Origin of the sequence: Sphingobacterium endophyticum (genome assembly GCF_009733535.1) — a bacterium.
Lineage (GTDB): Bacteria > Bacteroidota > Bacteroidia > Sphingobacteriales > Sphingobacteriaceae > Sphingobacterium > Sphingobacterium endophyticum.
Window position 1 is genome coordinate 468,528 of the sequence record NZ_ML771899.1, and the last position, 23,961, is coordinate 492,488.

21 protein-coding genes are annotated in these 23,961 nt (G+C 35.4%); 15 read left to right on the top strand and 6 right to left on the bottom strand.

The window, feature by feature from the left end:
- The first annotated feature begins 2 nt into the window (after nt 1-2).
- The 13 genes from E0Y80_RS20590 (at nt 3) to E0Y80_RS02150 (ending at nt 12,784) form a co-directional block, all read left to right on the top strand.
- On the top strand, nt 3-452 hold the full coding sequence (locus E0Y80_RS20590; RefSeq protein WP_197091455.1) for a nitrous oxide reductase accessory protein NosL: 450 nt from the start codon (nt 3-5) through the stop codon (nt 450-452).
- A 10-nt stretch (nt 453-462) separates the two neighbouring features.
- Nucleotides 463-1,713, top strand: a complete 1,251-nt coding sequence (locus E0Y80_RS02095) for a nitrous oxide reductase family maturation protein NosD (protein ID WP_156305747.1) — start codon at nt 463-465, stop codon at nt 1,711-1,713.
- Complete coding sequence (locus E0Y80_RS02100) at nt 1,710-2,429, top strand: ABC transporter ATP-binding protein (protein WP_156305748.1); 720 nt, start codon at nt 1,710-1,712, stop codon at nt 2,427-2,429. The genes E0Y80_RS02095 and E0Y80_RS02100 overlap by 4 nt, the downstream gene beginning before the upstream one ends.
- A 9-nt stretch (nt 2,430-2,438) precedes the next feature.
- Nucleotides 2,439-3,206, top strand: coding sequence for an ABC transporter permease (locus E0Y80_RS02105; protein WP_156305749.1), 768 nt, complete (start codon nt 2,439-2,441; stop codon nt 3,204-3,206).
- A gap of 41 nt (nt 3,207-3,247) precedes the next feature.
- A complete protein-coding gene (locus E0Y80_RS02110) occupies nt 3,248-4,063 on the top strand; it encodes a DUF2249 domain-containing protein (RefSeq protein ID WP_156305750.1) in 816 nt (271 codons plus the stop codon).
- Between the two features lie 9 nt (nt 4,064-4,072).
- Complete coding sequence (locus E0Y80_RS02115) at nt 4,073-5,344, top strand: hypothetical protein (protein ID WP_156305751.1); 1,272 nt, start codon at nt 4,073-4,075, stop codon at nt 5,342-5,344.
- Entirely contained in the window at nt 5,334-5,663 is a 330-nt protein-coding gene (locus tag E0Y80_RS02120; RefSeq protein WP_197091456.1) for a metal-sulfur cluster assembly factor, read from the top strand. The genes E0Y80_RS02115 and E0Y80_RS02120 overlap by 11 nt, the downstream gene beginning before the upstream one ends.
- Before the next feature lie 14 nt (nt 5,664-5,677).
- A complete protein-coding gene (locus tag E0Y80_RS02125; RefSeq protein ID WP_156305752.1) occupies nt 5,678-6,463 on the top strand; it encodes a FixH family protein in 786 nt (261 codons plus the stop codon).
- Nucleotides 6,464-6,508: 45 nt separating this feature from the next.
- Nucleotides 6,509-8,530 (top strand): TonB-dependent receptor, encoded by a 2,022-nt coding sequence (locus E0Y80_RS02130; RefSeq protein ID WP_156305753.1) that lies wholly within the window; start codon nt 6,509-6,511, stop codon nt 8,528-8,530.
- Between the two features lie 201 nt (nt 8,531-8,731).
- Complete coding sequence (locus tag E0Y80_RS02135) at nt 8,732-10,843, top strand: ribonucleoside triphosphate reductase (protein WP_156305754.1); 2,112 nt, start codon at nt 8,732-8,734, stop codon at nt 10,841-10,843.
- Nucleotides 10,844-10,913: 70 nt separating this feature from the next.
- Nucleotides 10,914-11,015 carry a hypothetical protein gene (locus E0Y80_RS20970; RefSeq protein ID WP_394350216.1) on the top strand — a complete coding sequence of 34 codons (102 nt, stop codon included), beginning with the start codon at nt 10,914-10,916 and terminating at the stop codon, nt 11,013-11,015.
- The gene (locus E0Y80_RS02145; RefSeq protein ID WP_156305756.1) at nt 10,996-11,673 is read left to right on the top strand and encodes an anaerobic ribonucleoside-triphosphate reductase activating protein; all 678 of its coding nucleotides are present in this window, start codon (nt 10,996-10,998) and stop codon (nt 11,671-11,673) included. Before E0Y80_RS20970 ends, E0Y80_RS02145 begins: the two co-directional genes overlap by 20 nt.
- Nucleotides 11,674-11,773: 100 nt before the next feature.
- A complete protein-coding gene (locus tag E0Y80_RS02150) occupies nt 11,774-12,784 on the top strand; it encodes a LacI family DNA-binding transcriptional regulator (protein WP_156305757.1) in 1,011 nt (336 codons plus the stop codon).
- 1 nt (nt 12,785) lies between these two features.
- On the opposite strand, the gene E0Y80_RS02155 is transcribed toward E0Y80_RS02150, so the two are convergent.
- From E0Y80_RS02155 to E0Y80_RS02170, 4 genes are read right to left on the bottom strand one after another with little or no spacing between them, the layout of a single operon-like run.
- A complete protein-coding gene (locus tag E0Y80_RS02155) occupies nt 12,786-14,126 on the bottom strand; it encodes an MFS transporter (protein ID WP_156305758.1) in 1,341 nt (446 codons plus the stop codon).
- Between the two features lie 25 nt (nt 14,127-14,151).
- Nucleotides 14,152-14,946: an alpha/beta hydrolase gene (locus E0Y80_RS02160; protein WP_156305759.1), complete on the bottom strand. Its 795-nt coding sequence runs from the start codon at nt 14,944-14,946 to the stop codon at nt 14,152-14,154.
- 3 nt (nt 14,947-14,949) lie between these two features.
- Nucleotides 14,950-16,065 carry an alcohol dehydrogenase catalytic domain-containing protein gene (locus tag E0Y80_RS02165; RefSeq protein ID WP_156305760.1) on the bottom strand — a complete coding sequence of 372 codons (1,116 nt, stop codon included), beginning with the start codon at nt 16,063-16,065 and terminating at the stop codon, nt 14,950-14,952.
- Entirely contained in the window at nt 16,062-17,186 is a 1,125-nt protein-coding gene (locus E0Y80_RS02170; RefSeq protein WP_156305761.1) for an alpha/beta hydrolase, read from the bottom strand. The genes E0Y80_RS02165 and E0Y80_RS02170 overlap by 4 nt, the downstream gene beginning before the upstream one ends.
- A 120-nt stretch (nt 17,187-17,306) precedes the next feature.
- Here E0Y80_RS02170 and E0Y80_RS02175 point away from each other — a divergent pair, with 120 nt between their 5' ends.
- The gene (locus E0Y80_RS02175; RefSeq protein ID WP_156305762.1) at nt 17,307-18,152 is read left to right on the top strand and encodes an AraC family transcriptional regulator; all 846 of its coding nucleotides are present in this window, start codon (nt 17,307-17,309) and stop codon (nt 18,150-18,152) included.
- On the opposite strand, the gene E0Y80_RS02180 is transcribed toward E0Y80_RS02175, so the two are convergent.
- Together E0Y80_RS02180 and E0Y80_RS02185 are read right to left on the bottom strand one after the other, a co-directional pair.
- A complete protein-coding gene (locus E0Y80_RS02180; protein ID WP_156305763.1) occupies nt 18,142-19,734 on the bottom strand; it encodes an alpha-amylase family glycosyl hydrolase in 1,593 nt (530 codons plus the stop codon). The two genes, E0Y80_RS02175 and E0Y80_RS02180, sit on opposite strands and share 11 nt — an antisense overlap.
- Nucleotides 19,735-19,745: 11 nt before the next feature.
- Nucleotides 19,746-20,564, bottom strand: coding sequence for a phytanoyl-CoA dioxygenase family protein (locus E0Y80_RS02185; protein ID WP_156305764.1), 819 nt, complete (start codon nt 20,562-20,564; stop codon nt 19,746-19,748).
- Between the two features lie 428 nt (nt 20,565-20,992).
- On the opposite strand from E0Y80_RS02185, the gene E0Y80_RS02190 reads away from it, so the two are divergent.
- On the top strand, nt 20,993-23,956 hold the full coding sequence (locus E0Y80_RS02190) for a SusC/RagA family TonB-linked outer membrane protein (protein WP_156305765.1): 2,964 nt from the start codon (nt 20,993-20,995) through the stop codon (nt 23,954-23,956).
- The last annotated feature ends 5 nt before the right edge of the window (nt 23,957-23,961 follow it).

Sequence of the window (23,961 nt, forward strand, 5' to 3'; positions counted from 1 at the left end):
ACATGAAAAAAAGTAAACTATTTAGTATTGGGATTATCTCCTTGCTCTTATTAGCACTTAGCTTTCAAGCATGTCAAGGTAAAATTGGTCCGAAACCAATTAAATATGGTACCGATCAATGCGCATATTGTAAAATGACAGTAAGCGACCAAAGATTTGGGACACAATTACAAACTAAAAAAGGAAGAACTTATAACTTCGATGATGTTCAATGCATGATTTCCTTTGTTAAGGAAAGCAATGTTAAAAAAGAAGAAGTTGCAGCTTTTTATTTACCAGATTATTTGAGCAACAGCTTGTTGCCTGCAGAAAAACTATTCTATCTGAAAAGTGATGAATTGAAAAGTCCAATGCGGGGAAATATTGCCGCATTCAAAAGTCTGGAAGACCTCGAAAAAACAAAAGCATCCTTAGGTGGTACTATCCTGAAATGGGAAGATCTGTGGAAATAAATACAGCATAATGAGAACTCCAAATTTTAAAATATTTAGTGCGATAATTTGTTTATTCATGGTAGCCGGCATGTCCCATGCCGCTACCATTCATGTAGGCAATGCCTCCGCGATAAAGGAGATAAAAAAAGGAATCTCAGTTGCAAAAAATGGTGATACCGTCATCGTGCAAGCAGGTCTTTATAAAGAGGGAAATATTATAGTTGATAAACAAATAACTTTAATGGCTTCTGGTCAAGTAATCCTTGATGGGGAGAAGAAATTTGAACCAATATCTGTGAAATCACCCTTCGTAACAATAAAAGGCTTCACGATAAGAGGGTCAGGACATTCTTCGATGAATGATATAGCCGGAGTCAAAATTTATAACACTAAACATGTAAAAATAATTGACAATATCTTAGAAGATAATTTTTTCGGAATCTATTCTCAAAATTCTAAACACGTAGAAATTTATGGTAATAAGATTCAAGCCTATGGAAAAGCCGAACAACTTATTGGAAATGGTATTCATGGATGGAAGTCGGACAGTCTGCATATTGAAAATAATACTATAGTAGGTCATCGGGACGGTATTTATTTAGAGTTCGTCACCCATACTAAAGTATTACAGAATTTATCAGAACGGAATCTAAGATATGGTCTACATTTTATGTTTTCTCATGACAACAGTTATATAGCAAATACATTCCGTGCTAATGGAGCTGGTGTTGCCGTAATGTACACGAAACATGTGCACATGGAAGGCAATATTTTTGAAGAAAATTGGGGAGATGCTGCTTATGGATTATTGCTGAAGGATATTTCAGATAGCCAAATCATAAATAACCAGTTTGATCGAAATACGGCTGCGATTTTTATGGAAGGAACTAATAGAGTAAATATAGAAAATAATCTATTTAAAGGAAATGGTTGGGGTGTAAAAATTCAAGCTAGCTGCATGGATAACACTTTTAATAATAATAATTTTCTGCAAAATACTTTCGATGTTGCGACAAATGGAACAATGACCCTAAATTATTTTGCAAATAATTACTGGGATAAATATGAAGGATATGACCTTAACAAGGATGGAGTAGGAGACATCCCATTTCGACCAGTTAGCTTGTTCTCAATGATGGTAGAAAGATACCCTTCGGCCATGTTATTGTTCAGAAGTTTTATGGTGACCTTATTTGACCGCACGGAAAAGTTATTGCCAAGTTTAACCCCTGAAGGGCTTAAAGACGATAGCCCTCGAATGAAATCTGTAAAAGTATGATCAATATCCAACATATTTCAAAAGACTTTGGCAAATTCAAAGTACTAAAAGATATTACCCTATCCCTAGATGGTGGGGAATGCGTAGCCTTGATCGGTCCAAATGGAAGTGGTAAAACTACCCTTATAAAATCAATCCTAGGAATGGTTGTGCCAAATGCCGGAATTATTCAATTTGAAGGCCAAAATATTCAACATAAATATACCTATCGCAACGAAATTGGATATATGCCTCAAGTAGGCCAATATCCTGAAAACATGACTATTGGGCAAGTCTTTGATATGATGAAGGATATTCGAAAAATGCCTGATAGCCAATTGGATTACGAACTATATAATTCCTTTGATTTACCAGCTCTTTTAGGTAAAAGAATGGGGACTCTTTCTGGAGGGACGAGACAAAAAGTTAGTGCTTGTCTCGCATTTATGTTCAACCCGAAAGCACTGATTCTGGATGAGCCAACAGCTGGCTTAGATCCCCTGTCCTCTGAAATCCTAAAGGCAAAAATTCAGAAGGAAATGAAACAAAATAAACTGATCATTATAAGCTCTCACGTACTTAGTGATTTAGATGATTTGGTAAGCCAAATTATTTATTTACAAGATGGAAAATTAATATTCCATAAATCACTTAATCAATTGAAGCAGGATACCGGAACTGATAAGCTCTCAAAAGCTATTGCAAAAGTTATGGCAGTTCCAGATCATAAAATATAAGGAGATTCCATGAATAAAATTATACGTTATGTTTTTGTCGATTTATTGAGAAATAGAACGATTATTTTCTACACAATTCTACTCCTTATCTTGTCCATCAGTGTATTTAGTATGGAAGATAACTATGAAAAAGGACTTGTGAGTCTTTTGAATATTGTGCTATTTGTTGTGCCATTAGTGAGTATTGTTTTTTCAAGTATTTACCTATATAACAGTGCTGAGTTTATCAATTTGTTAGTAAGCCAACCATTGAAAAGAGAGAATATTTGGTTAAGTATTTTTGTTGGACTAGCTGGAGCACTTTGTCTCTCTTTCTTGATTGGAGTTGGAATTCCAACTATCATATACGCCTATAGTACTTCTGGTTTAACATTAATTGGTTGCGGATTATTACTCACTCTAATATTCGTAGCTATAGCGATGTGGACATCTGTATTAATAAGGGATAAAGCCAAAGGTATCGGACTTGCAATTCTCTTGTGGTTATATTTCGGATTGTTGTTTGATGCCTTGGTTTTATTCATGTTGTTCCAGTTTTCGGATTACCCTATCGAAAATATTATGGTAGGATTATCCATGTTTAATCCTATTGATATTTGCCGAATATTAATCCTATTACAATTAGATCTTTCAGCAATGATGGGATATACAGGTGCCATCTTTAGAGAGTTCTTCGGAAATGCTTTAGGAATGGGAATTACTTTGGTTGTGATGTTTTTATGGTGCATTATTCCTTTATGGCTTTCTGTTAGACATTTTAAGAAAAAAGATTTGTAGAAATTTCAATTGTTGATCCTGATTTTGAAATCTATAAGGCTATGAAAATTAATCAATACACTAGAATATCGGATATAATTAAAGCAAATGAGTTGAGCATAGAAGCGATTGCTTCTATTGCTAAACCTTTAAGAAAGATTAGAATACCTTTATTAAGAAAGGTCTTAACCCCTCGTGTTAATATTGAGGAAGCTTCAAAAATAGCAAACGTTGATATACAGGTTTTTAAAAATGTCCTGCTTCCTTTAGGTTATTTCTGGGAGGAACAAGATCAAAAAAGTGAAAATGACCAAGAAAAAGTTAATGTCAAACCTAATTGGTTAGCATACAATTCATGTCAAAAATCACTAGACGTACGTCCATTAATTGATGCTGGAAACGATCCATTGAAAGAAATATTCAACTTATATAAAGAATTGCCTAAAAATGGGTTGCTCACAATAATCAATTCATTTATTCCATACCCTTTAATAAGTAGGTTAGAAGATAAAGGTGCTTTATCATATGTTGAACAAAAAGCATTGGATGAATACCATGTTTATTTTTATAAACCAACGGCAAAAAACTTAGTTGAGAAATTGGATTCGATGATTTCTTTTGTGCCATTCGAAGTAATTGAAAAGTTTATTATTTCTAATAAGTTTAAGATATTGGAGTTGGATGTTAGGGCCCTTCCAATGCCTGAACCAATGGAAACCATTTTACATGCGATAGAAATATTAGGCTCAAATGAAGCCATTAATGTTAGACATAGAAAAATTCCATTGTACCTTCTAGAAGAATTGGGGAATATGCCATATCGAGTGTTTGTAAGTGAGTTGACAGAAAATGATGTCAGGATATTAATTTATCCATAATAAAATAAAATGAATGCAGGTTATGTAAATAATGCCAGTAATGGATATGCGGTAATACCTTTTTTTATTACTGCAGCTATCTTTTTCTTGGTTTTTAGTATTTTGCTATTTGCTACAGGAAATGAAATCCTTGGTCATTATTTCCAACCAAAGGTCTTAGCCATTGTCCATACGTTGGCACTTGGTTGGGGGACAATGATTATTATGGGTGCTGCCTATCAATTAGTCCCTGTTATTTTTGAAACGAATTTAAAATATCCAGCATTATCCTTCCTCAGCTATATCCTGTTAACCTTTGGGACAAGCATATTGGTTTATTGTTTTTGGTTTTTTAAAACGAATTATCTGTTGATCATTGCTGGGTCATTAATTACCCTATCTTCCTATCTCTATTTTATTATTGTTTGGCTGACAAGCAAAGACACTGATAAGAATTTTGAATTCAATCTTTATTGGATGCTTTCGGCGTTTTGGTTCTGTTTTACAACCACCGTGGGATTATTATTAGCAATAAATCTTGTAGAAAGTTTTATGACAAAAAGCCACCTTGATATTTTAAAATTACATGCCCATGCTGGATTTATTGGCTGGTTTTTACAACTGATCTTAGGTGCCGCAGCTAAAATGATACCTATGTTTCTATTAGGTAAATCGGATAAAAAAATCCTCTTATTTATTTCCATAATCTTAATCAATGCTGGCTTACTTCTTTTCTTAGTCGATGCGTACCGTAATCAAATAAGCTTCTTTTCTTTAGTCTTTGGAGGCATTATATTCTTAGGGTTTATCAGCTGGTTATTCTTTATTATAGTTTGTATTAAAAACAGGCTAAGGAAAAAAGTAGATATTCCAATGAAGCATACCATTATTTCCTTTGCTTGTTTGATAATTGCCTTTCTGACTTCTCCATTAGTTATTCAATATGAATCTGGGAATTGGGTAACCTTATACGGTACATGGATTTTTTTGGGTTGGATAACCGGCATAATCTTAGGTATGACCTTTAAGACATTGCCTTTTATCATCTGGAATTTAGCCTACAAAAACTTAAATGGAAATGTCAAAGTGCCTCTTCCTAAAGATTTATATAGCTCGATCTTAATCAAGATCCAATATTACCTTTTTCTAATTAGTCTGTCAATAACAGTTACATCCATAATTTTTAAGATAAGATGGATGATTGATATATCAACAGGGCTATGGATTTTGCTATCTGTCTGTTACCTCTTAAATGTATTTAAAGTGATAGCTCATAAACCAAATATTCACCATGGAAATTAATCTTACATCAAAATATGCGGCAGAGGAGTTAAAGGCAAAACAAACTTTGATGATGGTGATGGATCCAGAATTAGGAATTAATGTACTGGATTTGGGACTAATTTATGCCTTAGATTTTTCAAAGGCTAATAAACTAATAGTAGAAATGACATTAACCACTCCAGCATGTCCAATGGCTGAAACTATTTTACTCGGAGTAGAACGAAGTCTTAAAAATACATTTTCAGACAAAGAAATAAATATCCAACTGATTTGGGATCCTGAATGGAATATAGATCGGATGACACCAGAAGGTAGAGATGAACTGAATAAAAAATAATAAATAAACAAATCATGAAAAATATATTAAACGTCATCTTCTGGAGTATAGTCGCTCTGTTGATGAATGCATGTCAAAAAGATGAAAACCTTGAAAATCCTATTAATGATAAAACTGTAATTGCAACAAAAGCCCTTGCTAATGGCAATCAATTGAGCATTTTATCTGATTGCGATTTTCAAATTGGATATAAGAACATCTATGTGAAAATTGAAAAAGACGGAAAAGCAATAAATCCAGGTAATATATCCCTAGTACCGACCATGGATATGGGAACAATGAAACATGGAGCGCCAAATGGCCCTCTAACCTTTGATTCTAGCTCAGGATTATTTGAAGGTTTTGTAGTCTTTACAATGGCATCAGGTGAGTCAGGAAGTTGGACCCTTGATTTAAAAATTGCTGATGAGGAGGTTTCTGTGCCAGTACTTGTCAAAGAGGCATTAAAGGGAAATGTACCTGTAAAAACATTTACAGCAAATGACAACAAACGATATGTGTTATCATTGGTAGAACCCAATCAACCAAAAATTGGAATGAATGATTTAGAAGTTATGATATTCTTAAGAGAGTCTATGTTTTCATATCCTGTCCAAGATGATTTAACACTTGATTTTACTCCAGAGATGACTTCCATGGAGCATGGATCTCCAAATAATCAAAACCCTACTGGTCTGGGAAAAGGACGTTATGTAGGGAAGGTCAATTTTACAATGACTGGAGATTGGAGATTGTTTTTCAATATCAATAAGGCAAACGTAAAATTAGCTGAAGAGGTCTTTTTAGATGTTTTGTTCTAACAATAACTTCTAATAAAAATTTAAGTTTTATTTAATACGACGATTATGAAAGCCATTCCATTATTATGCAGCTTGGGTTTTCTAATGATAAATCTGAATGCTTTTGCACAACATCATGTTCATCAGGATACCTTAAAGAACCAAGAAATCGAAGAGGTGGTTGTTACCAGTCAGGTTGGAATTACCAAACAACTTGAGAAGGAGCAAAGGGCATCAAAACAGGCTAATATTGATCAAATTTTAGATCGAATAGCAGGAGTACAGATGATTCGTAGGGGTAGTTATGCCTGGGAGCCAACTATTCGAAGTTTGAATGCTGCACAGATTAGCTTAAGTATTGATGGAATGGCTGTTTTCGGCGCTTGTACAGATCGGATGGATCCGGTTAGTTCCTATGTTGAACCTAGTAACCTGCAACAGATTAATGTTAATCTTGGTCCATCATTTAATAACTATGCTGGAGGCTTAGCTGGTGGGGTAGATTTTAAATTAGCAACTCCTGAATTAAGTGAAATGCCAAAGTTAAAGGGAATGGTTGGTACTGGATTTGAAACTAATTCCCAAGCTGTTCAAACTTTTGCAACTATGAATTATAGTTCTGGAAAGTTTGGGATATTATTGAATGGAATCTTTAGAAAGGCACAAAATTACCGATCTGCAAATGAACAGATTGTTCCTAATTCTCAATTTCAAAAATGGAATGGATCCATTGCTGTAAAATACAAACTAAATGAGAAAAATCAGATTATAGCTCAATATCTAGCTGATTATGGACAAAATATTGGCTATCCAGCATTGACCATGGATGTTGCTTTTGCTAACGCAAATATTGGGTCTATTACGCACACCTATACATCTAATATTTCCGGATTAAGTGATATCAAATCAAAAATCTATTTTAACCATATAGACCATGCAATGGATGATACCAAACGTCCAATCGAAACTGTTCCTATGCACATGGATATGCCGGGTTTATCTTGGACAGCAGGCTTTTATTCAGAAACCGGTTATTCTCTAAAAAATCATTTTATTCAGGCAAGGATCAATGGTTATTTAAATAGATTAACCGCAAATATGACTATGTATCCTTCTCAAGGAAATAGTATGTTTATGTTTACTCTTCCAGATGCCCAACGAAATATGATAAGTCTTGATGTTTCAGACAGAATTTATCTTACACAACAATGGGCATTAGAGTTTTTAGGCACTTATAGCAATATAAATTCAAGTATTTTTAGCCAAGAAGGAAAAGATCAATTATCCAGCATGAATACGGAAGATTTAAGCCGCTCTAATCACATTGCAAATGTTAATCTTACTGGTCATTACCATTACGATGCAAACTTGCATTTTATGGCTAAAATTGGCTATGCAAATAGGGCTGCAAGTTTGCAGGAATATTATGGTTTCTACTTATTTAATCGACTGGATAATTATGATTACTTAGGAAACATAAACCTAAAAACCGAAAAATCCATACAAGCAAGTCTTGGTGTTAGCTATCAGTTGCCTTGGCTAAGGCTAGAAGCAACAGCTTATAACTATTATTTCAATGATTACATTGCAGGTGTAATCAATAAGGATTTTCAGGTGATGACCATTGGAGCAACAGGAGTAAAGCAAAGTAACAATTTGCCAAATGCAAATGTTCTTGGTGCCGAATTAGCATTGCGGCTAAAAATCCTTAAAAACTTAGATTGGTATAGTACAATGACCTACTCTGAAGGAAAGGATTATCAAGGAAACTATTTGCCTTTAATTTCTCCATTTACAAATACAAACTCCATCATATTAAATGTGAAAGGCTGGACTGGTCAATTTGATATTGCTTACTATGGCAAACAAAATAAAGTCAGTCCTGAATTTTATGGGGAAACCAGCACTCCAGAGGTAACCCTACTACACGCTGGATTACGGAAAACATTCAGCCTTAAACAAAATAAAATCACTGCCAACTTGAGAGTAGAAAATATTTTGGATAAATATTATTATCGTCATCAAGATATTATGAAAATTGCTAGACCTGGACGTAACTTTATTGCTCAGGTAAACCTCTCATTTTAAAGGTTTAAAATAAATAAAATACAATCTTTATAGTCTTCCTAGTCCTTGATAAATCAAAGACTAGGAAGACTTTTTCTTTTTCAAAAAGATGTCAAAATTGGAGATTTTAACTCCTTATGTTTTGGCTCATAAAATAATGGATAATAAGTCCTTAGCTTTAGATAAATCCTAAAAATCTATCGCAAAGTAAATATTATGCCTATGAAAAATGTCATTAAACGTGATGGAACTATTGAACGTTTTCAATCCTTTAAAATAGAAGATGCCATTAAGAAAGCCTTCCAAAGTGTTTCAATTCCATATGACCAAAAGATTATTGAAAGTATCCTAATCGAATGTCAAGATGTGGACTTGCTGGATGTCGAAGATATTCAAGATTCAATAGAAAGAAAACTGTATTCATTAGGTCACTTCCAAGTAATGCGGTCATTCATGCTGTTCCGCCATACCCGAAAATTACAGCGTGAACATATTGATCGTTTTATTGACTCAAGCACTTATGTGGATAGTAGTCATGCAGTTGAAGAATATATCTATCAAAATGATTGGAGAATTCAGGCAAATGCAAATAATTCCTTCTCCAACGCGGGTTTAGTCAATAATACTGCCGGAAAAATAATTGCCAATTATTGGTTGGATAGAGTTTATAATAGGATTGAAGGTCATGCTCATCGGAATGCTGATATTCATATTCATGATCTCGATTGTCTTACTGGATATTGTGCCGGATGGAGCCTCCGAGTTCTATTGGATGAAGGCTTTAATGGGGTGAGGGGTAGAGTAGACAGTAAGCCTCCCTCTCATTTTAGAGAAGCACTTGGGCAAATGGCAAATTTCTTGGGAATTCTGCAAAGCGAATGGGCTGGAGCGCAAGCTTTTAGTTCCTTTGACACCTATCTTGCTCCTTATGTATTCAAAGATTGCCTCACCCAAACCGAAGTAAAGAAAGCTATCCGAAGTTTTGTCTATAATTTAAATGTACCTGCCCGTTGGGGACAATCTCCTTTCACAAATATTACCCTAGACTGGGTTGTTCCTCAAGATCTTCAAGATCAGATACCCACCAAATCAGGAGCGCATCTATTTAGAGGGGTAACGGATTTTGTCGTTAAGGAACTTGCTTCATATCGTGGAATTTCATGCCTTGAAGATTTCACCTACAAGCATTTTCAGCCTGAAATGAATATGATTAATAAAGCTTTTTATGAAGTCATGACCGAGGGAGATGCAAATGGACAGCCTTTTACCTTTCCAATTCCGACCGTAAATATCACGGAAGATTTTGATTGGGATGGTGAAAATGTAGATATCCTTTTTGAAAACACAGCAAAAATAGGCTCTTCCTATTTTCAGAATTTTATAGGTAGCCAATATATGTTAGATCAAGATGGAAATAGAGTTGAGAATCCTGAAGCATACAAACCTAATGCGGTAAGAAGTATGTGTTGCAGGTTACAGCTCGATTTAAGAGAATTGTTGAAACGTGGGAATGGTCTTTTTGGGAGTGCGGAAATGACCGGAAGTATTGGCGTGGTAACCATGAATATGGCAAGGCTCGGATTCCTATATAAAGGGAATAAAGAGGCTCTTCTAAAACGAATAGATGAACTTATGTTGTTAGGAAAGTCTACGCTTGAAAAGAAACGTAAGTTTATCCAAGAAATGTATGACAATGGTCTGTATCCATACACAAAGCGGTATTTACCTCATTTTAGAAACCATTTCTCAACTATTGGAGTAAATGGTATGAATGAAATGATCCGAAATTTTACAGATGATTTTGAGAATATTGTGAGTCCATGGGGAATAGATTTTGCAAGCGAGATTTTAGACCACATTCGTGAAAAACTCAAAATCTTTCAAGAGGAAACAGGGAATCTGTATAACCTTGAAGCTACTCCTGCAGAAGGTACTACCTACCGCTTTGCAAAAGAAGATAAAAAACGATATGAGGATATTATCCAAGCAGGGCAAGAACATCAAATTTATTATACAAATAGTTCTCAAATCCCTGTTAACCATACAGAAGATCCATTTGAGGCACTCTATCTCCAAGATAAACTTCAATGCAAATACACCGGAGGAACGGTATTGCACCTTTATATGCGTGAAAAAATAAGTTCCCCAGAAGCTTGTAAATCATTTGTAAAAACAGTTCTCAGCAATTTTAAATTGCCATACATCACGGTAACTCCTGTTTTTAGCATCTGCCCTAAACATGGATATTTAAATGGAGAACATGATTATTGCCCAAAATGTGACGATGAAATAATCAATGAACACAAAAAAAATCATGAATATGGAAACACTTAAAAATGAAAGGATACTTGTTTTGGAACAGTATCAACAAAACCGAAGTAAATGCCTGGTCTATACTCGTGTAATGGGGTATCATAGACCTGTTGAAAGCTTTAATATTGGTAAACAAGGAGAACATAAACAACGAACCTTGTTCAAAGAAGGGTATGGCAAATCCACTGTATGATATCAGCCCTTTTACCTTATTGGATTACCCAAATAAAGCAGCCTGCATTTTCTGGTTTGTAGGCTGCAATATGCGCTGCTTGTATTGCTATAACCCTGAAATCGTCCTTGGAAAAGGAAAGATCAGTATGGAAAAAGCTGAGGAATTCCTTAAATCCCGAAAAGGATTATTACAAGCAGTCGTTTTTAGTGGCGGTGAATGTACCATGCATCCAGATATGAAAGAATTAGTAAGGATTGCCAAAAAATTAGGATACTTAATAAAGATCGATACAAATGGTGCAAGACCCAAGGTGATTAAAAAGTTAATCGATGAAAGCCTTGTAGATTATGTGGCATTGGATTTTAAAGGGATAGGCCAAAAATTTAACGATATAACTGTGAATGGATCTTTCAGAGCTTTTGAAGAAACCTTCCTTCTACTAAAGAATTCAAATATAGATTTTGAAGTTCGAACAACAATCCATTCTACTTTATTATCTAAAATGGATATAAATTCTATGATTTGCTATTTGGAAAGCATGGGTTATAATAGGAATTATTACCTGCAGCTTGCGCTCCATAATGTTGCTATGTTGTCTGATCTTGATCAAACATATTACAGTAAAAATGAATTGGAATTTAATTCCCAATCCTTTAATATCATAATTCGAAATTGATATTTTTTAGACCTCAGTTGATCTTATAATTGACTATTTATAAATGCCATTGTAATATTTGCAAAATGAGTATATTAGTGCATTCCAATAAAACAAAAGAATGGCAAAGGTTGATATTATTCAAATTGCAAAAGAGTTAAATATCTCGAAATCAACAGTGTCCAGGGCTTTTCGCGATAGTAGTGACATTAATCCTAAAACTAAGGAACGGATTCTAAAATTAGCCAAGGAACTAAACTATCAACCTAATTATTATGCTAGTAATTTAAAGGAGCAAAGAAGTAAAACTATTGCAATTGTTCTCCCAGAATTGGCAAATAATTACTTTACCCAAATTATTCAAGGAGCTGAAAGGGAAGCTAAGAAACAAGGTTATCACATCCTGATTTTTGTTACCGATGATGATATAAGTAAAGAAAGAGAATTTATCCATAGCCTTGCAAGTGGTAGGGTAGATGGGGTCATCATGTCCGTTTCAGGTGAATCAACCGATCACAGTTATTTGGAAAAAATCAATTATGAAAATCTGCCAATCGTTTTGTTCGATAGAATTTATGATGATATCGAACTCCCCAAAATAGTTACTGATGATTATCATAGTAGTTTTTTGGCAACAGAGCATCTCATTCAGAGTGGATGCCAAAGAATTGCATATTTTGTAATCAATAAAGAACTATCTATCGGAAAGACCCGTATGCAAGGTTATGAAGATGCTTTGAAAAAGTATAAAATACCGCTTCGAAAGCGCTTAATTGTAGATTGTTCCAATTCCTATGAAGAGAACAATGAGATTATTGAAACCGCAATCCTAAAACAGAAACCAGATGGTATTCTCGCATCTGTTGAGCGACTAGCATTTTCAACATATTATGTTTGCCAAAGAATTGGAGTAAAAATTCCTGCGGACTTAAAAATTATTGCCTTCTCAAGTTTAGAAATTGCTGGATTGCTACATCCTCCACTTTCTGTTGTGCGCCAACCTGCTATTCAGATTGGAGAGAAAGCTGCTGCAACTTTACTAAAACAACTTGCCGGCGAAGCTTTATTGGATGAAGAAAACTTTACAATGATGTATTCAGATTTGGTAATTCGTGAATCCTCCCAAAATTAATCTAATCTCCTTTTACAGTTAAGGTAGAAATTGCTGCAAAAATCATAAATACTCCAGCCATCGTTAGGCAGTATACTGCTTGATGTTGAAAAACATATTTTACCAATACTGTTCCTAATACCCCATTGACTAGTTGAGGCAAGGTGATAAAGAAATTGAATAGTCCCATGTACAATCCCATTTTCTTTGCTGGAACAACTCCTGAAAGGATAGAATATGGTGTTGCAAGGATACTGGCCCATGCAATCCCTACAGCAACCATTGGTATGTATAATAAATTTGGATTTTGAATAAATAATATTGAAATCAATCCTATGCCTGATATGCCCAGAGCGAACATATGTGTTTTCTTCTTCCCAATTGATTGATAGAGTTTAGGAAGAATTAAAGCAAAGATTGTAGCAACTAGGTTGTACACTCCAAAGAGAACCCCTGTAAGGTTTCCAGCATCTGAATAAGAAGCTGATGAAGTATCAGTAGGTGAAAGATGATAAATATGTTGTGCAATAGCAGGGGTTGTAAATACCCACATTGAAAACAATGCAAACCAAGAAAAAAATTGAACTAAGCCCAACTGTTTCATCGCCAGTGGCATATTTTTAAAATCTTTAAATATTGATGAAAAGCTGTGACTATGAATTTCTTCTTCTTGAATTTGTTCATCAAAAGATTTTAGTTCCTCTGATGTATATTCCTTAGTAGTAATAACCGTCCATAATAATGAAAGGACCAAAACAATAGCTCCTGCATGAAAAGACCATATGACATTATCTGGGACATGACCTGGTTCTGCAACTTTACTAACGCCACAATATTCAGAAAGAATGTAAGGAAGAAAGGAACCAATTATAGCCCCGGCTCCAATGAGAAAAGTTTGAACGGCATATCCATAGCCGTGCTGCTCCTTTGGAAGGTTATCTGCGACTAATGCTCGAAAAGGTTCCATCGAAACATTAAAAGCCACATCCATTATCATCAACATCCCAGTGCCAATTAGTAATGGCGGTAAAAATAAGGCGAGAATGGAGGCGTTAGGCATTAATGCAAGTGCTGCAGCCGCGACTAAGGCACCACCCAAAAAATAAGGCCTGCGACGCCCTAACCGAGTCCATGTCTTATCTGAAAAATATCCAACAATAGGCTGAATCAGCATTCCTGAGAGTGGTGCAACCAACCAAAACAACGATAAATGTTCAACATCTGCTCCGAATGTTTGAAGAATGCGAGATGCATTGCCTGTTTGTAGAGCGAACCCGAATTGAATTCCAAAGAATCCAAAACTCATGTTGAAAATCTGTGCACGGGTAAGCCTAGGCTTTATTCGTTTAGACGTTGGCTGCATAATTATTGGTAGTTTTAAATTGGTTTTATACCTGTAAATTAAAAAATAATATTGTTTTCATTATATTATTTTTCCAATAATCCCAACTATGTTCTCCTTCATATTCTTCGTATATATGCGGAATTCCTGCTTCAATAAGTTGTAAATGTAATTTTCGATTATAATCTATCAACAAATCTTCTTTGCCACAATCAAATCGAAAAGGGGCTAAACTCGCTCGATTAGCAATTAAACTATCTATTAAAGATAGCTCGGCATCCGTCTCATATTCTTTTAAATCTTCTTCAATAAAATGTGAGAATTCTGGAATTGAGGTAATGCTGGATAGTCCCGAAAATGCGGTGAATAATGATGGATGTCGACTTCCCAATCGAATAGCTCCATACCCTCCCATGGATAAACCAGCAATAAAATACTTAGAATGATTGCTGATGTAATCAGATGCTACTTGTCTACCTGCTTGAATTACATCCTCAATAATCCAATTCTCAAAATTAATTTCCTGATGTGCCAAATAGCCTGATCCATCCCCCCATAGACCATCGGATGGCATAAGTAAAATAAAGGGTTTAATTGTCCCTTCCTTAATGGCTGCATCGACTTGTTCATGTACTCCTGAACTCAAAGCCCAACTCCACGAACTTCCATATACACCATGTAATAATATGACCACTGAAACATCTTTTGGACAGTTTTCTGGGATATACATGCAGATATCACCTCTCCCTTTTAAATTTTGAGATTTAACTGTGATAAAACTTAAGTTCTGCGTACTGTACAAAGGGTTTGACTGCTCAAGCGATCTAAAAGTATTTTTCATAAATTAAAATATAATGACTCCTTTTGCATTTTTGCCTTTCAGCATATCATCAAAAGCTTGTGGAAGATTATAAATTGAATATTTGGCTGAAATCATCTCATCCAATAAGAGGTCACCATTTTTATAATGCTGAATAATGCGGTCGAAATCTTTAAAAGGGTTGCATTTGCCATAAAGTGGATTGAGGTAAAGTTTATCCCATTCAAATAAATTCATGTCAAATGATATTTCCTGCTCAATACCACTTACTTGAACTGCTGTTCCGGCATTTCTAACCATAGCTAGCGGCGATGCTCCAAGTTCTGGTCTAGCCGTACATTCAAATGCATAGTCAGCTCCTCGATTATCACACATAGCTTTTACCTGTTCGGCCATTCTCAATAAGCCGATATCCTTTGGACCTGCCAATAGACAATGAGTAGCTCCAAATTGCTTTGCCATTTCCAAGCGCTTCGGATTGATGTCGATAGCAATGATCTTGGATGCCTTGCTTATTTTGGCCCCTTGGATAACGCTAAGGCCAACACCTCCAGTACCTAAAACAACAACGGAACTTCCTTCTTTAACTTGCCCCGCGTTAACCACAGATCCAAATCCTGTCATTACTCCACAACCTATGATTGCCGCACTTTCAAATGGAAGGTGATCCATGTTTAATTTGTTAACAGCTGCTGATTTTACTAAGGTGTATTCTGAAATTGTTCCAATATTAAATGATCTTTCAATGTTGGTGCCTTTCCACATAGTTCCATCTAAATGGGCATGGCCCAAATTGCTTCCATGTCCATGACCTGTTACTGGGGACGATTGTTCACAGATATGGTAGTTCTCCAATTCACATTGAAAACAATTCATACATGGAATTGCCCAGTTTAGTAAAACCCGATCTCCAGGCTTTAAATGTTTTACCCCTTTACCGACTTCATCAATAATTCCTGCTCCCTCATGACCTAATATCAATGGCTTTTTCCATTGTAGGGAATCATAATCTGTATGGCAAACTCCTGCCGCCATAATCTTTACCCTCACCTCATCTTCTTGGGGAAGACCAACTTTGATTTCATCAATAAAATACTTGCCGTAGCCATCAGTTATTGCTGCTTTGCTCGTAATTGTCATCTTTTTGGGAATAAAAATTTAAATGGAACGTCCAACCGTTTATACCATGCAACTTCATTGTGGGGATCATTCGGAAATTCTTTATAAAAGACGTTTATCTTCTTGTCCTTTTCAAGAATTTCATGGACTAAACGGTTAGAAGGTAGAAAATCATAATCTAAATCCTTGCCGCCACAATCCAAATAAATCAAACTGTTCTGTAAGGGTTGGAGATCATTCTTAATTTTTTGAAGGATATCACCATCATCAAAATAGAACCCGCTTGAAAAACAGGCTGATTTTGAAAATATTTCAGGATAATTATAAATCGCATAAAATGAGATTAATCCACCCATCGATGAACCGATTATTCCTGTATTCGAACGGTCAGGTTTAGTTCTATAGGTCTTGTCGATAAACGGTTTTAATTCAGTAACAATAAATTTTAAATAGTTTTCACCTTCGGGCGTACCGTTATATTCAATCATACGGTCTTTTGTGTTGGCTATCCCTACAATAATAAATTCTTCAATTTCTCCTTTCCGCATTAAACTGTCTGCTATTTCATCCATCCTCCATTCACTACCACTTAAATTGGTATGGTCAAAGAGGTTCTGACCATCATTGGCATATAATACAGGATATTTCTTATTGGAATTTTCATTATAACTAGGAGGGAGCCATACCACAACATTTCTAACATGCCGTAAATAGCTGCTTGAGAAATTATGGTGATATCTTACAGTTCCAACGATGCTTCTTTGATAAATATCATTCCAATTACTTGGATTAAGGACGATCGTTGTATCTTTTTTGAGCTTTAATTTAACAGATTGAGGAACCTGTCCATTTCCATTGTACAAAGCTTCTTTAAAATAGGATCCTCGAGTTACTTTAAATTCTAAATCTGTTTGAAGGGGAAAAGTATATATTCCCTCCCAAACATTATTTCCAATGGATTTTAATGCTTTGCTCTTTGGATATATCCAAAAGCCCCAGACTCCTTGGTTTCCAATTACTAAAAGTGAGTCTTGAGCTGGAGTTGTTGAAGGAGCATTCACGCGAATAGTTAATTGAGCTTCTTGAGCCATGGCAGAGAGCCAAAGCCCCAGTATCAATATCGTAGCTATTGTTTTTTTCATCGTAGTATATAAATTGGTCTTACTATTTGTTAGATTTCATCTACTCTTAATCTTCATATTTCAATATGTATGGTTTATATTGGAAAAATACTTTTATCTTAATGCATAAAAAGTCCATTAATGCAAAAAGCAAAACCCGAAATATTACAGAACGGTCTACAGGAATCATTCCTAATTAGAACATTTGGTCACGAAGCATTTTTGGCACCTTATCATTATCACCCAGAGTATGAATTGACCTATATAATCCATGGAAAAGGAAAACGGTATATCGGTAATAGACTCGATGATTTCTCAGATGGAGACTTTGTTTTAATTGGTCCAAATCAACCTCATTGTTGGAAGTTAGATCATGAAGATCCTAAAGCCAGTGCCGTAGTCATACAGTTTACTCATGATTTTTTAGGACAGGATTTATTTGAAAAACCAGAGTTCTCAACTATCAATAGTCTCCTCAAAGAAAGCCAAGCTGGATTAAGTTTCCATAAACCCAAGAAACTAACTAAGTTCATCCTGAGACTTCGAAAATCCAATGGCTTTGAACGTATAATGAATTTTTTAGAACTCCTCAACGAATTAGCTAAACAAGATTATCATCCTATTCATATCGGAGCGCTAGAAAATGGTTCTAACAGCAATATTGACACGAATCGAATTAATGTTATCATGGCCTATATTGTCGAAAATTTCAAAAATGATATTCGCTTAGACGATGTGGCAAATGTCGCTAACTTAACTCCCAATGCATTCTGTAAATATTTCAAAAAACTAACTCGGAAAACTTTTGTGGACATGGTCGTTCAATATCGAATGAATTTTGCTGTCCAACAATTGCTCCATACTGATGATCCTATAAGCTCTATTGCTATAACTTCAGGATTTAATGATATGTCTTATTTCTACAAAACTTTTAAATCAAAAATGGGAATGAGTCCTTTGGCATATAGAAAGAAATTTATGGAATAATCTTCCATACCTGTGTGCCATATGCTGGAAGCTCTATACTTAATTTTTTATTTTTAAAAGTCCCATTTTTTTCACCGAAAATTAAATTTGGTTCCCCAATTTCAATTGATAACTCCAGCTCCTCTTTTTCTGAAGATAGGTTGATTAAGACCAAAACCTTGTCTTTTTCATTTTCTCTATAAAAACTAACGATATCTTTACTCTGATTTGGTATTGACTCGTACCCACCATTGATTAATACTGCGTTGTCTTTTCTCAGTTTAATCAATGCCTTATAGGTATTGAGCAATGAATTTGGATCATTTTCTTGCTCCTCAACAGATATACCATCATTGCTTTTTACGGTAGTTGTTCCCCACCAAGGTCCTGAATTCTTATACCAAAAAGCCATTCCGGGTGTATCTTTGTTTTTATTCCATTCAAATGCTTCGCGGTAGGGAATTTCATTTGCATCCGTAATTCCACCGTATTTTCCGAAAAAACTATCTCCTAACATACCAATTTCCTGACCATAATAGATGGATGGAATTCCTCCTATTAATAAGTTCAATGCTGCACCTACCTTTTCTTTACCCTTAACTTGTTTGACAGCCGTTGAAAACCTAGGAATATCATGGTTTTCAATAAAGATGACCTGATTACTGCCTTTTGGCGTCCTTTGAAAAGTAGTGTCAGCAAATGCCATAATCTTTTCCTTATCCATCGTTCTAATTGCCTGTTGGATTCTGAATCCAAATACCCAATCTACTTTGGCCTCAGTTAGGTAATCAATTCCATATGATCCCCAATCTGCTTGCTCGGCCATTATATGCACTTTTGGATTAATGGATTTTAAGCTGTCTATTAATGGCACCCAAAAATCACGGAATAAATTGGTTAAACGTCCCTTATTATCCAAGTCGTCCATCATATGATCCAAACGGAAGCCGTCTACACCATCATCGAAACTACCATCCTGATTAGGATCAAGCCAATATGCAAAAAGATCTTTGTTATACTGGATTACTTCTTTATTCAGAAGATTGACCGTGGTAATTTTTCTTCTTTGTCCATCGTATCCTTTTAGATCATAAAGATCAAAAACGATAGTTGAAGGTTTCAACTGTTCTTTGTCATCATAAAGAATGTAATCGGAGTAGGGGGATTTTGGATTACCATAGGAATCTTTATACCAGGGATGATCTTCCGTTACATATTGAGTTTCCATATCCATGTAGAGCTTCATACCTCTCTTATGCAGGGATTTTACAAGCGAAAGATATTCTTCTTTTGAGCCATAGGTTGAATCTATCTTCTTAAAATCACTAGAATAATAATTGTGATAATAAACTGATTCATAAAGAGGTGTCAGCAATATCGATGTGATACCAAGGTTTTGAAGATAATCTAATTTTTGTTCTAACCCAGCTAAATCCCCATTTTGATCTCCGTTGCTATCATAAAAACTCCTTTGAAACACATGATAAATAATTTCATCCTTGATGTTTTCTCGGTCCTGTTGCTTCTTATTATTGCAGCCTATAAGTAAAGGCAAACAGCCAAAGACAAGAAACAACAGGACTAATGACTTATTCATTTTCATCCTACAATCATTTATAAAAGAAGAGGATTGATTTCAGAATCTGCAAGGGAACCGGCTTCTTTGCCCATTAACCATTGTTGGCGATCGTTTTCCTGCCATTTATGCTTAGGTTCAGTAACTCTTGCCCCATCTGCATAATAAATAATGGTCATAACTGATCGCATCTTGTCAGAAGAGTTCCCAGGTGCATTATGCATCGTATAGCCATAATGAAAAGTCGCATCTCCTGCATGCATGGAATCAGGATGGGTTACCTTAAAATTCTTCTCCTTAACATATTCTGAAAAGGTCTGCTCTGACTCATCAGAGATAATGATATCCGAAACATTATTTTGTTTATGTGAGCCTGAAGCGAAAGTCAACATTCCCATTTCTGGATTTGGAATATCAACTAACGGCATCCACATAGTTATCGTGTTGCTGGTATCCAATGGCCAGTAGTTTTGGTCTTGATGCCAAGGGGTTGGACCACCTCCGGCCTCCTTAAAAAGCGCTTGATCATGATACAGCCTAACATTCTCAACACCTAATAAATCTGCAGCAATTTTTGCAAAGCGTTTGGCCAATACAAATCGCTTTACCTCTGCATCTACTCTCCAAAGGTTCATGATCTGTAAAAAAGCTTTTCCATAGGTATCCCTTTCTTCAAGCTTTCGCTTTTCTTCATTATGCCGTTGCGCAGCATCCACTATATATTCACGGAAATATTCAACTGTATCCTTATCCAATACTCCGCGAATTAATATATGGCCGTTTTCCTGGAATTCCGCCGTTTCTGCAGATGAGATAGGTTTGATCTCATCTAAAATTTGATTGTTCAGTGTACTCATGATTTATAATTCTGGTCTATATACAAAGTTAATGGACAAATTTCCATCTCTTTCGGGGTAATTTAATCAGGTATATGGCTTATTTTATCATTAACTCTATATTGTTTTTGTTTATTGATAAAATTACCTCTATTAAATTCATGTAAACCCTGAACAATTAAAATTGCTAAATACTAGATTTTAAGAAGAAAATGATCATAATTGTCGGGAACGGTTTCGGTAATAATTATAATTATAGCAAAAATTTAATTAATATATTAATATATAAATAAATGATAATCAGAATTATATGGTATTTATTTTTGCCTTTTTTGCTAAAAATAAAAAAAATGAAAAACTATTTTTTTTATAACATTTCTATAATAATTTAGTAACAAACCAATAGGGGGGCAATGAATGCCCGTCGATTATAAACAAAAAAACAAAATATGATTAGGGATTTTTACCATTGGCAGTTTCGGCTAATATTTATCTTCACCTTCAGTTTTCAATTGGTTTCCGGACAACAAAATCTTCAACTTTCAGGGAAGGTAGTCGATGATGCTGGATTGGAACTTTCTGGAGCAACGGTAACTATTAAAGGAACTAATAAACAAGTTTCTACAGACGCTTCTGGGAACTATGTTTTACAAGGATTGACCTCTGGGACAATCATTGTCGAAGCTTCTTTCATCGGACATAATAGTTCGGAACAAAATGTGAATCTAACCGCATCACAAACCTTGAACTTTACTCTTTCTTCTAATGCTGCTGAAATTGGTGAGGTTGTGGTTATTGGGTATGGTGCTGTTGAACGAAAGCATGTGACAGGAGCTGTTTCAAATGTACAATCCAAAGATTTTCAAAAAGGCGCTATCACTTCTCCGGATCAATTGATTCAAGGAAAAGTGTCAGGCGTATCAATAACTTCGAATGGCGGTTCCCCAGGTGCAGGAAGCACAATCCGCGTAAGAGGGGGCGCCTCGCTGTCTGCCAGCAACAATCCTTTGATTGTAGTTGATGGTAATCCATTAAGTGGTGAAAGTGTTCCGGGATCAGCCAACCCATTGTCACTAATTAACCCTAATGATATTGAATCTATGACCATTTTGAAAGATGCGAATGCTACTGCAATCTATGGGTCAAGAGCTTCCAATGGTGTTATCATAATAACAACTAAAACTGGTAAAATCGGAAGGCCAAAACTTACTCTATCTACTGTAAATTCCCTTTCAACCATCGCTAATCAAGTTGAAGTATTAACTGCTGACCAAATAAGATCCTATGTTAATGAAAATGGAACTGCTGCTCAGAAAGGACTGTTAGGTACTGCGAATACAGATTGGCAAAAATTAATCTATCAAAACGCTTTTACAACCGATAATAATGTAACCCTTTCTGGGGGATTGGCAAATATGCCTTATAGAGTGTCAATTGGTCATTTGGAGCAAAGTGGTATTTTGAAAACCGACGTTTTAAGAAGAGGGACTCTGGGCTTGAATATCTCGCCTCGATTCTTTGACAACCACTTAAAATTGGACATCAATTTTAAAGGAACCATGACCAACCAGGAATTCGCGAATACGGGTGCAATTGGTTCGGCTATCATCTTTGATCCAACACAGGAGGTTTATGATCCTACTAGTCCTTATGGTGGTTTCTTTGAATGGAAAGAAGGTGCTGTGCCTAATTCCTTGTCACCTAGGAACCCGGTTTCTCTACTTGAAAACTATGGTAATAGAGGAGCGGCAAATAGAAGTATTGGTAATGCTCAATTAGACTATTCGTTCCACTTCTTACCGGAATTACATGCTAATGTGAATGTTGGTTATGATATTGCTGCTGGAAAAGGAGCAACTAGCATTCCTGAATTTGCTGCATCAAATTTTGCTAATAAGGGCTTCTTCCAACGCTACAGAGGTAAAAGTAATAACACTTTTATCGAAGGTTATTTAAATTATGTGAAAGACATCGAAAGCATAAATAGTAATATAAATTTAACAGCTGGTTATGGTTATTATGATAATAAAGAAACTAGGTTTAATTATCCTACATATAATGCAAATAATGTGGTTTTAACCACGCCAAACTTCCCTGATGACGTTCAACAAAATAGATTACTGTCTTATTATGGTAGGTTAATCTATTCTTTTGCTGATCGTTATATCTTATCAGGTACGGTTCGTGCAGACGGTTCGTCAAAATTTAATCCTGATGGTCGTTGGGGTATTTTCCCTTCTGCAGCATTTACATGGAGAATCAAGGGTGAGAACTTCTTAAAAGATAACAACAGTATTTCGGATTTGAAACTTCGTGTCAGCTATGGTGAAACTGGTAATAAAGATGGAATTTCCAATTATGGCTTTATCCCTAGCTACTATTATAGTACTAACGAATCTCAATATCAAGTTGGCAATCAATTTTATCATGTTTATTCTCCAATTGCTTATGATGCAAGTCTTCGATGGGAGTCTACGACAACCACAAATATTGGCTTGGACTATGGATTCTGGGGAGGCCGAATCTCCGGTAGCATAGATGCTTATAACAAGAAAACCAAGGATTTATTGGCAACAATCGAAATACCCGTGGGAACTAATTATAGCAATCAATTATTGACCAATGTTGGTAATATGGAAAACCGCGGTGTAGAGGGAAGCATCAATATTCAAGCAATTAAATCTGATAATTTCAATTGGGATATTGGCTTTAATATGACTGTAAACGAAAGTAAAGTAACCAACCTTACATTAAACGATAATCCAGGATATCAACTTGCAGCTGGTTGGATAACTGGAGGTACAGGTAATGTGATTCAATACCACACTGTTGGATTAGCGCCCTTCCAATATTTTGTTTATAAGCAGGTTTATGATCAGCAAGGAAACCCATTAGAAGGGGTTTATGAAGACTTAAACCAAGATGATGCTGTGACACCGGCTGATCGATATTATTATAAAAAACCAGCACCTGATTATTTTATGGGCTTAACAACTTCAATCAATTACAAAAGATTAACGTTAAATACAGTTCTGAGAGCAAGTTTCGGAAATTACGTGTACGACAACATCTCATCGAACTTCGGTGTAGCCCGAAATATCCTGAACCCATCGCGCTTCATCAACAACGCTACTACTGATATCTTCAATACCAACTTTAACAACAATCAATATTACAGTGATTACTATATCAACAACGCATCTTTCTTACGAATGGATAATTTGGGATTAGTGTACAATGTTGGTAATCTTGATAAGTCCGGAACAGTGACCATGACAGTAAATGCAAATGTTCAGAATGTATTTACAGTATCGAAATATAAAGGTATAGATCCAGAATTATTTAACGGTATTGATTATACATTATATCCAAGACCTAGAATATATTCTTTGGGATTAAACTTTGGGTTTTAACATAT

Coding starts and splice junctions, on each gene's coding strand:
- E0Y80_RS02135 (WP_156305754.1), top strand. CDS start 8,732: ATGAAAAATGTCATTAAACGTGATGGAACTATTGAACGTTTTCAATCC.
- E0Y80_RS02170 (WP_156305761.1), bottom strand. CDS start 17,186: ATGAAAAAAACAATAGCTACGATATTGATACTGGGGCTTTGGCTCTCT.
- E0Y80_RS02145 (WP_156305756.1), top strand. CDS start 10,996: ATGGCAAATCCACTGTATGATATCAGCCCTTTTACCTTATTGGATTAC.
- E0Y80_RS20590 (WP_197091455.1), top strand. CDS start 3: ATGAAAAAAAGTAAACTATTTAGTATTGGGATTATCTCCTTGCTCTTA.
- E0Y80_RS02100 (WP_156305748.1), top strand. CDS start 1,710: ATGATCAATATCCAACATATTTCAAAAGACTTTGGCAAATTCAAAGTA.
- E0Y80_RS02190 (WP_156305765.1), top strand. CDS start 20,993: ATGATTAGGGATTTTTACCATTGGCAGTTTCGGCTAATATTTATCTTC.
- E0Y80_RS02175 (WP_156305762.1), top strand. CDS start 17,307: ATGCAAAAAGCAAAACCCGAAATATTACAGAACGGTCTACAGGAATCA.
- E0Y80_RS02160 (WP_156305759.1), bottom strand. CDS start 14,946: ATGAAAAATACTTTTAGATCGCTTGAGCAGTCAAACCCTTTGTACAGT.
- E0Y80_RS02115 (WP_156305751.1), top strand. CDS start 4,073: ATGAATGCAGGTTATGTAAATAATGCCAGTAATGGATATGCGGTAATA.
- E0Y80_RS02095 (WP_156305747.1), top strand. CDS start 463: ATGAGAACTCCAAATTTTAAAATATTTAGTGCGATAATTTGTTTATTC.
- E0Y80_RS02130 (WP_156305753.1), top strand. CDS start 6,509: ATGAAAGCCATTCCATTATTATGCAGCTTGGGTTTTCTAATGATAAAT.
- E0Y80_RS02165 (WP_156305760.1), bottom strand. CDS start 16,065: ATGACAATTACGAGCAAAGCAGCAATAACTGATGGCTACGGCAAGTAT.
- E0Y80_RS02150 (WP_156305757.1), top strand. CDS start 11,774: ATGGCAAAGGTTGATATTATTCAAATTGCAAAAGAGTTAAATATCTCG.
- E0Y80_RS02185 (WP_156305764.1), bottom strand. CDS start 20,564: ATGAGTACACTGAACAATCAAATTTTAGATGAGATCAAACCTATCTCA.
- E0Y80_RS02110 (WP_156305750.1), top strand. CDS start 3,248: ATGAAAATTAATCAATACACTAGAATATCGGATATAATTAAAGCAAAT.
- E0Y80_RS02120 (WP_197091456.1), top strand. CDS start 5,334: ATGGAAATTAATCTTACATCAAAATATGCGGCAGAGGAGTTAAAGGCA.
- E0Y80_RS02180 (WP_156305763.1), bottom strand. CDS start 19,734: ATGAAAATGAATAAGTCATTAGTCCTGTTGTTTCTTGTCTTTGGCTGT.
- E0Y80_RS02125 (WP_156305752.1), top strand. CDS start 5,678: ATGAAAAATATATTAAACGTCATCTTCTGGAGTATAGTCGCTCTGTTG.
- E0Y80_RS02105 (WP_156305749.1), top strand. CDS start 2,439: ATGAATAAAATTATACGTTATGTTTTTGTCGATTTATTGAGAAATAGA.
- E0Y80_RS02155 (WP_156305758.1), bottom strand. CDS start 14,126: ATGCAGCCAACGTCTAAACGAATAAAGCCTAGGCTTACCCGTGCACAG.
- E0Y80_RS20970 (WP_394350216.1), top strand. CDS start 10,914: ATGGGGTATCATAGACCTGTTGAAAGCTTTAATATTGGTAAACAAGGA.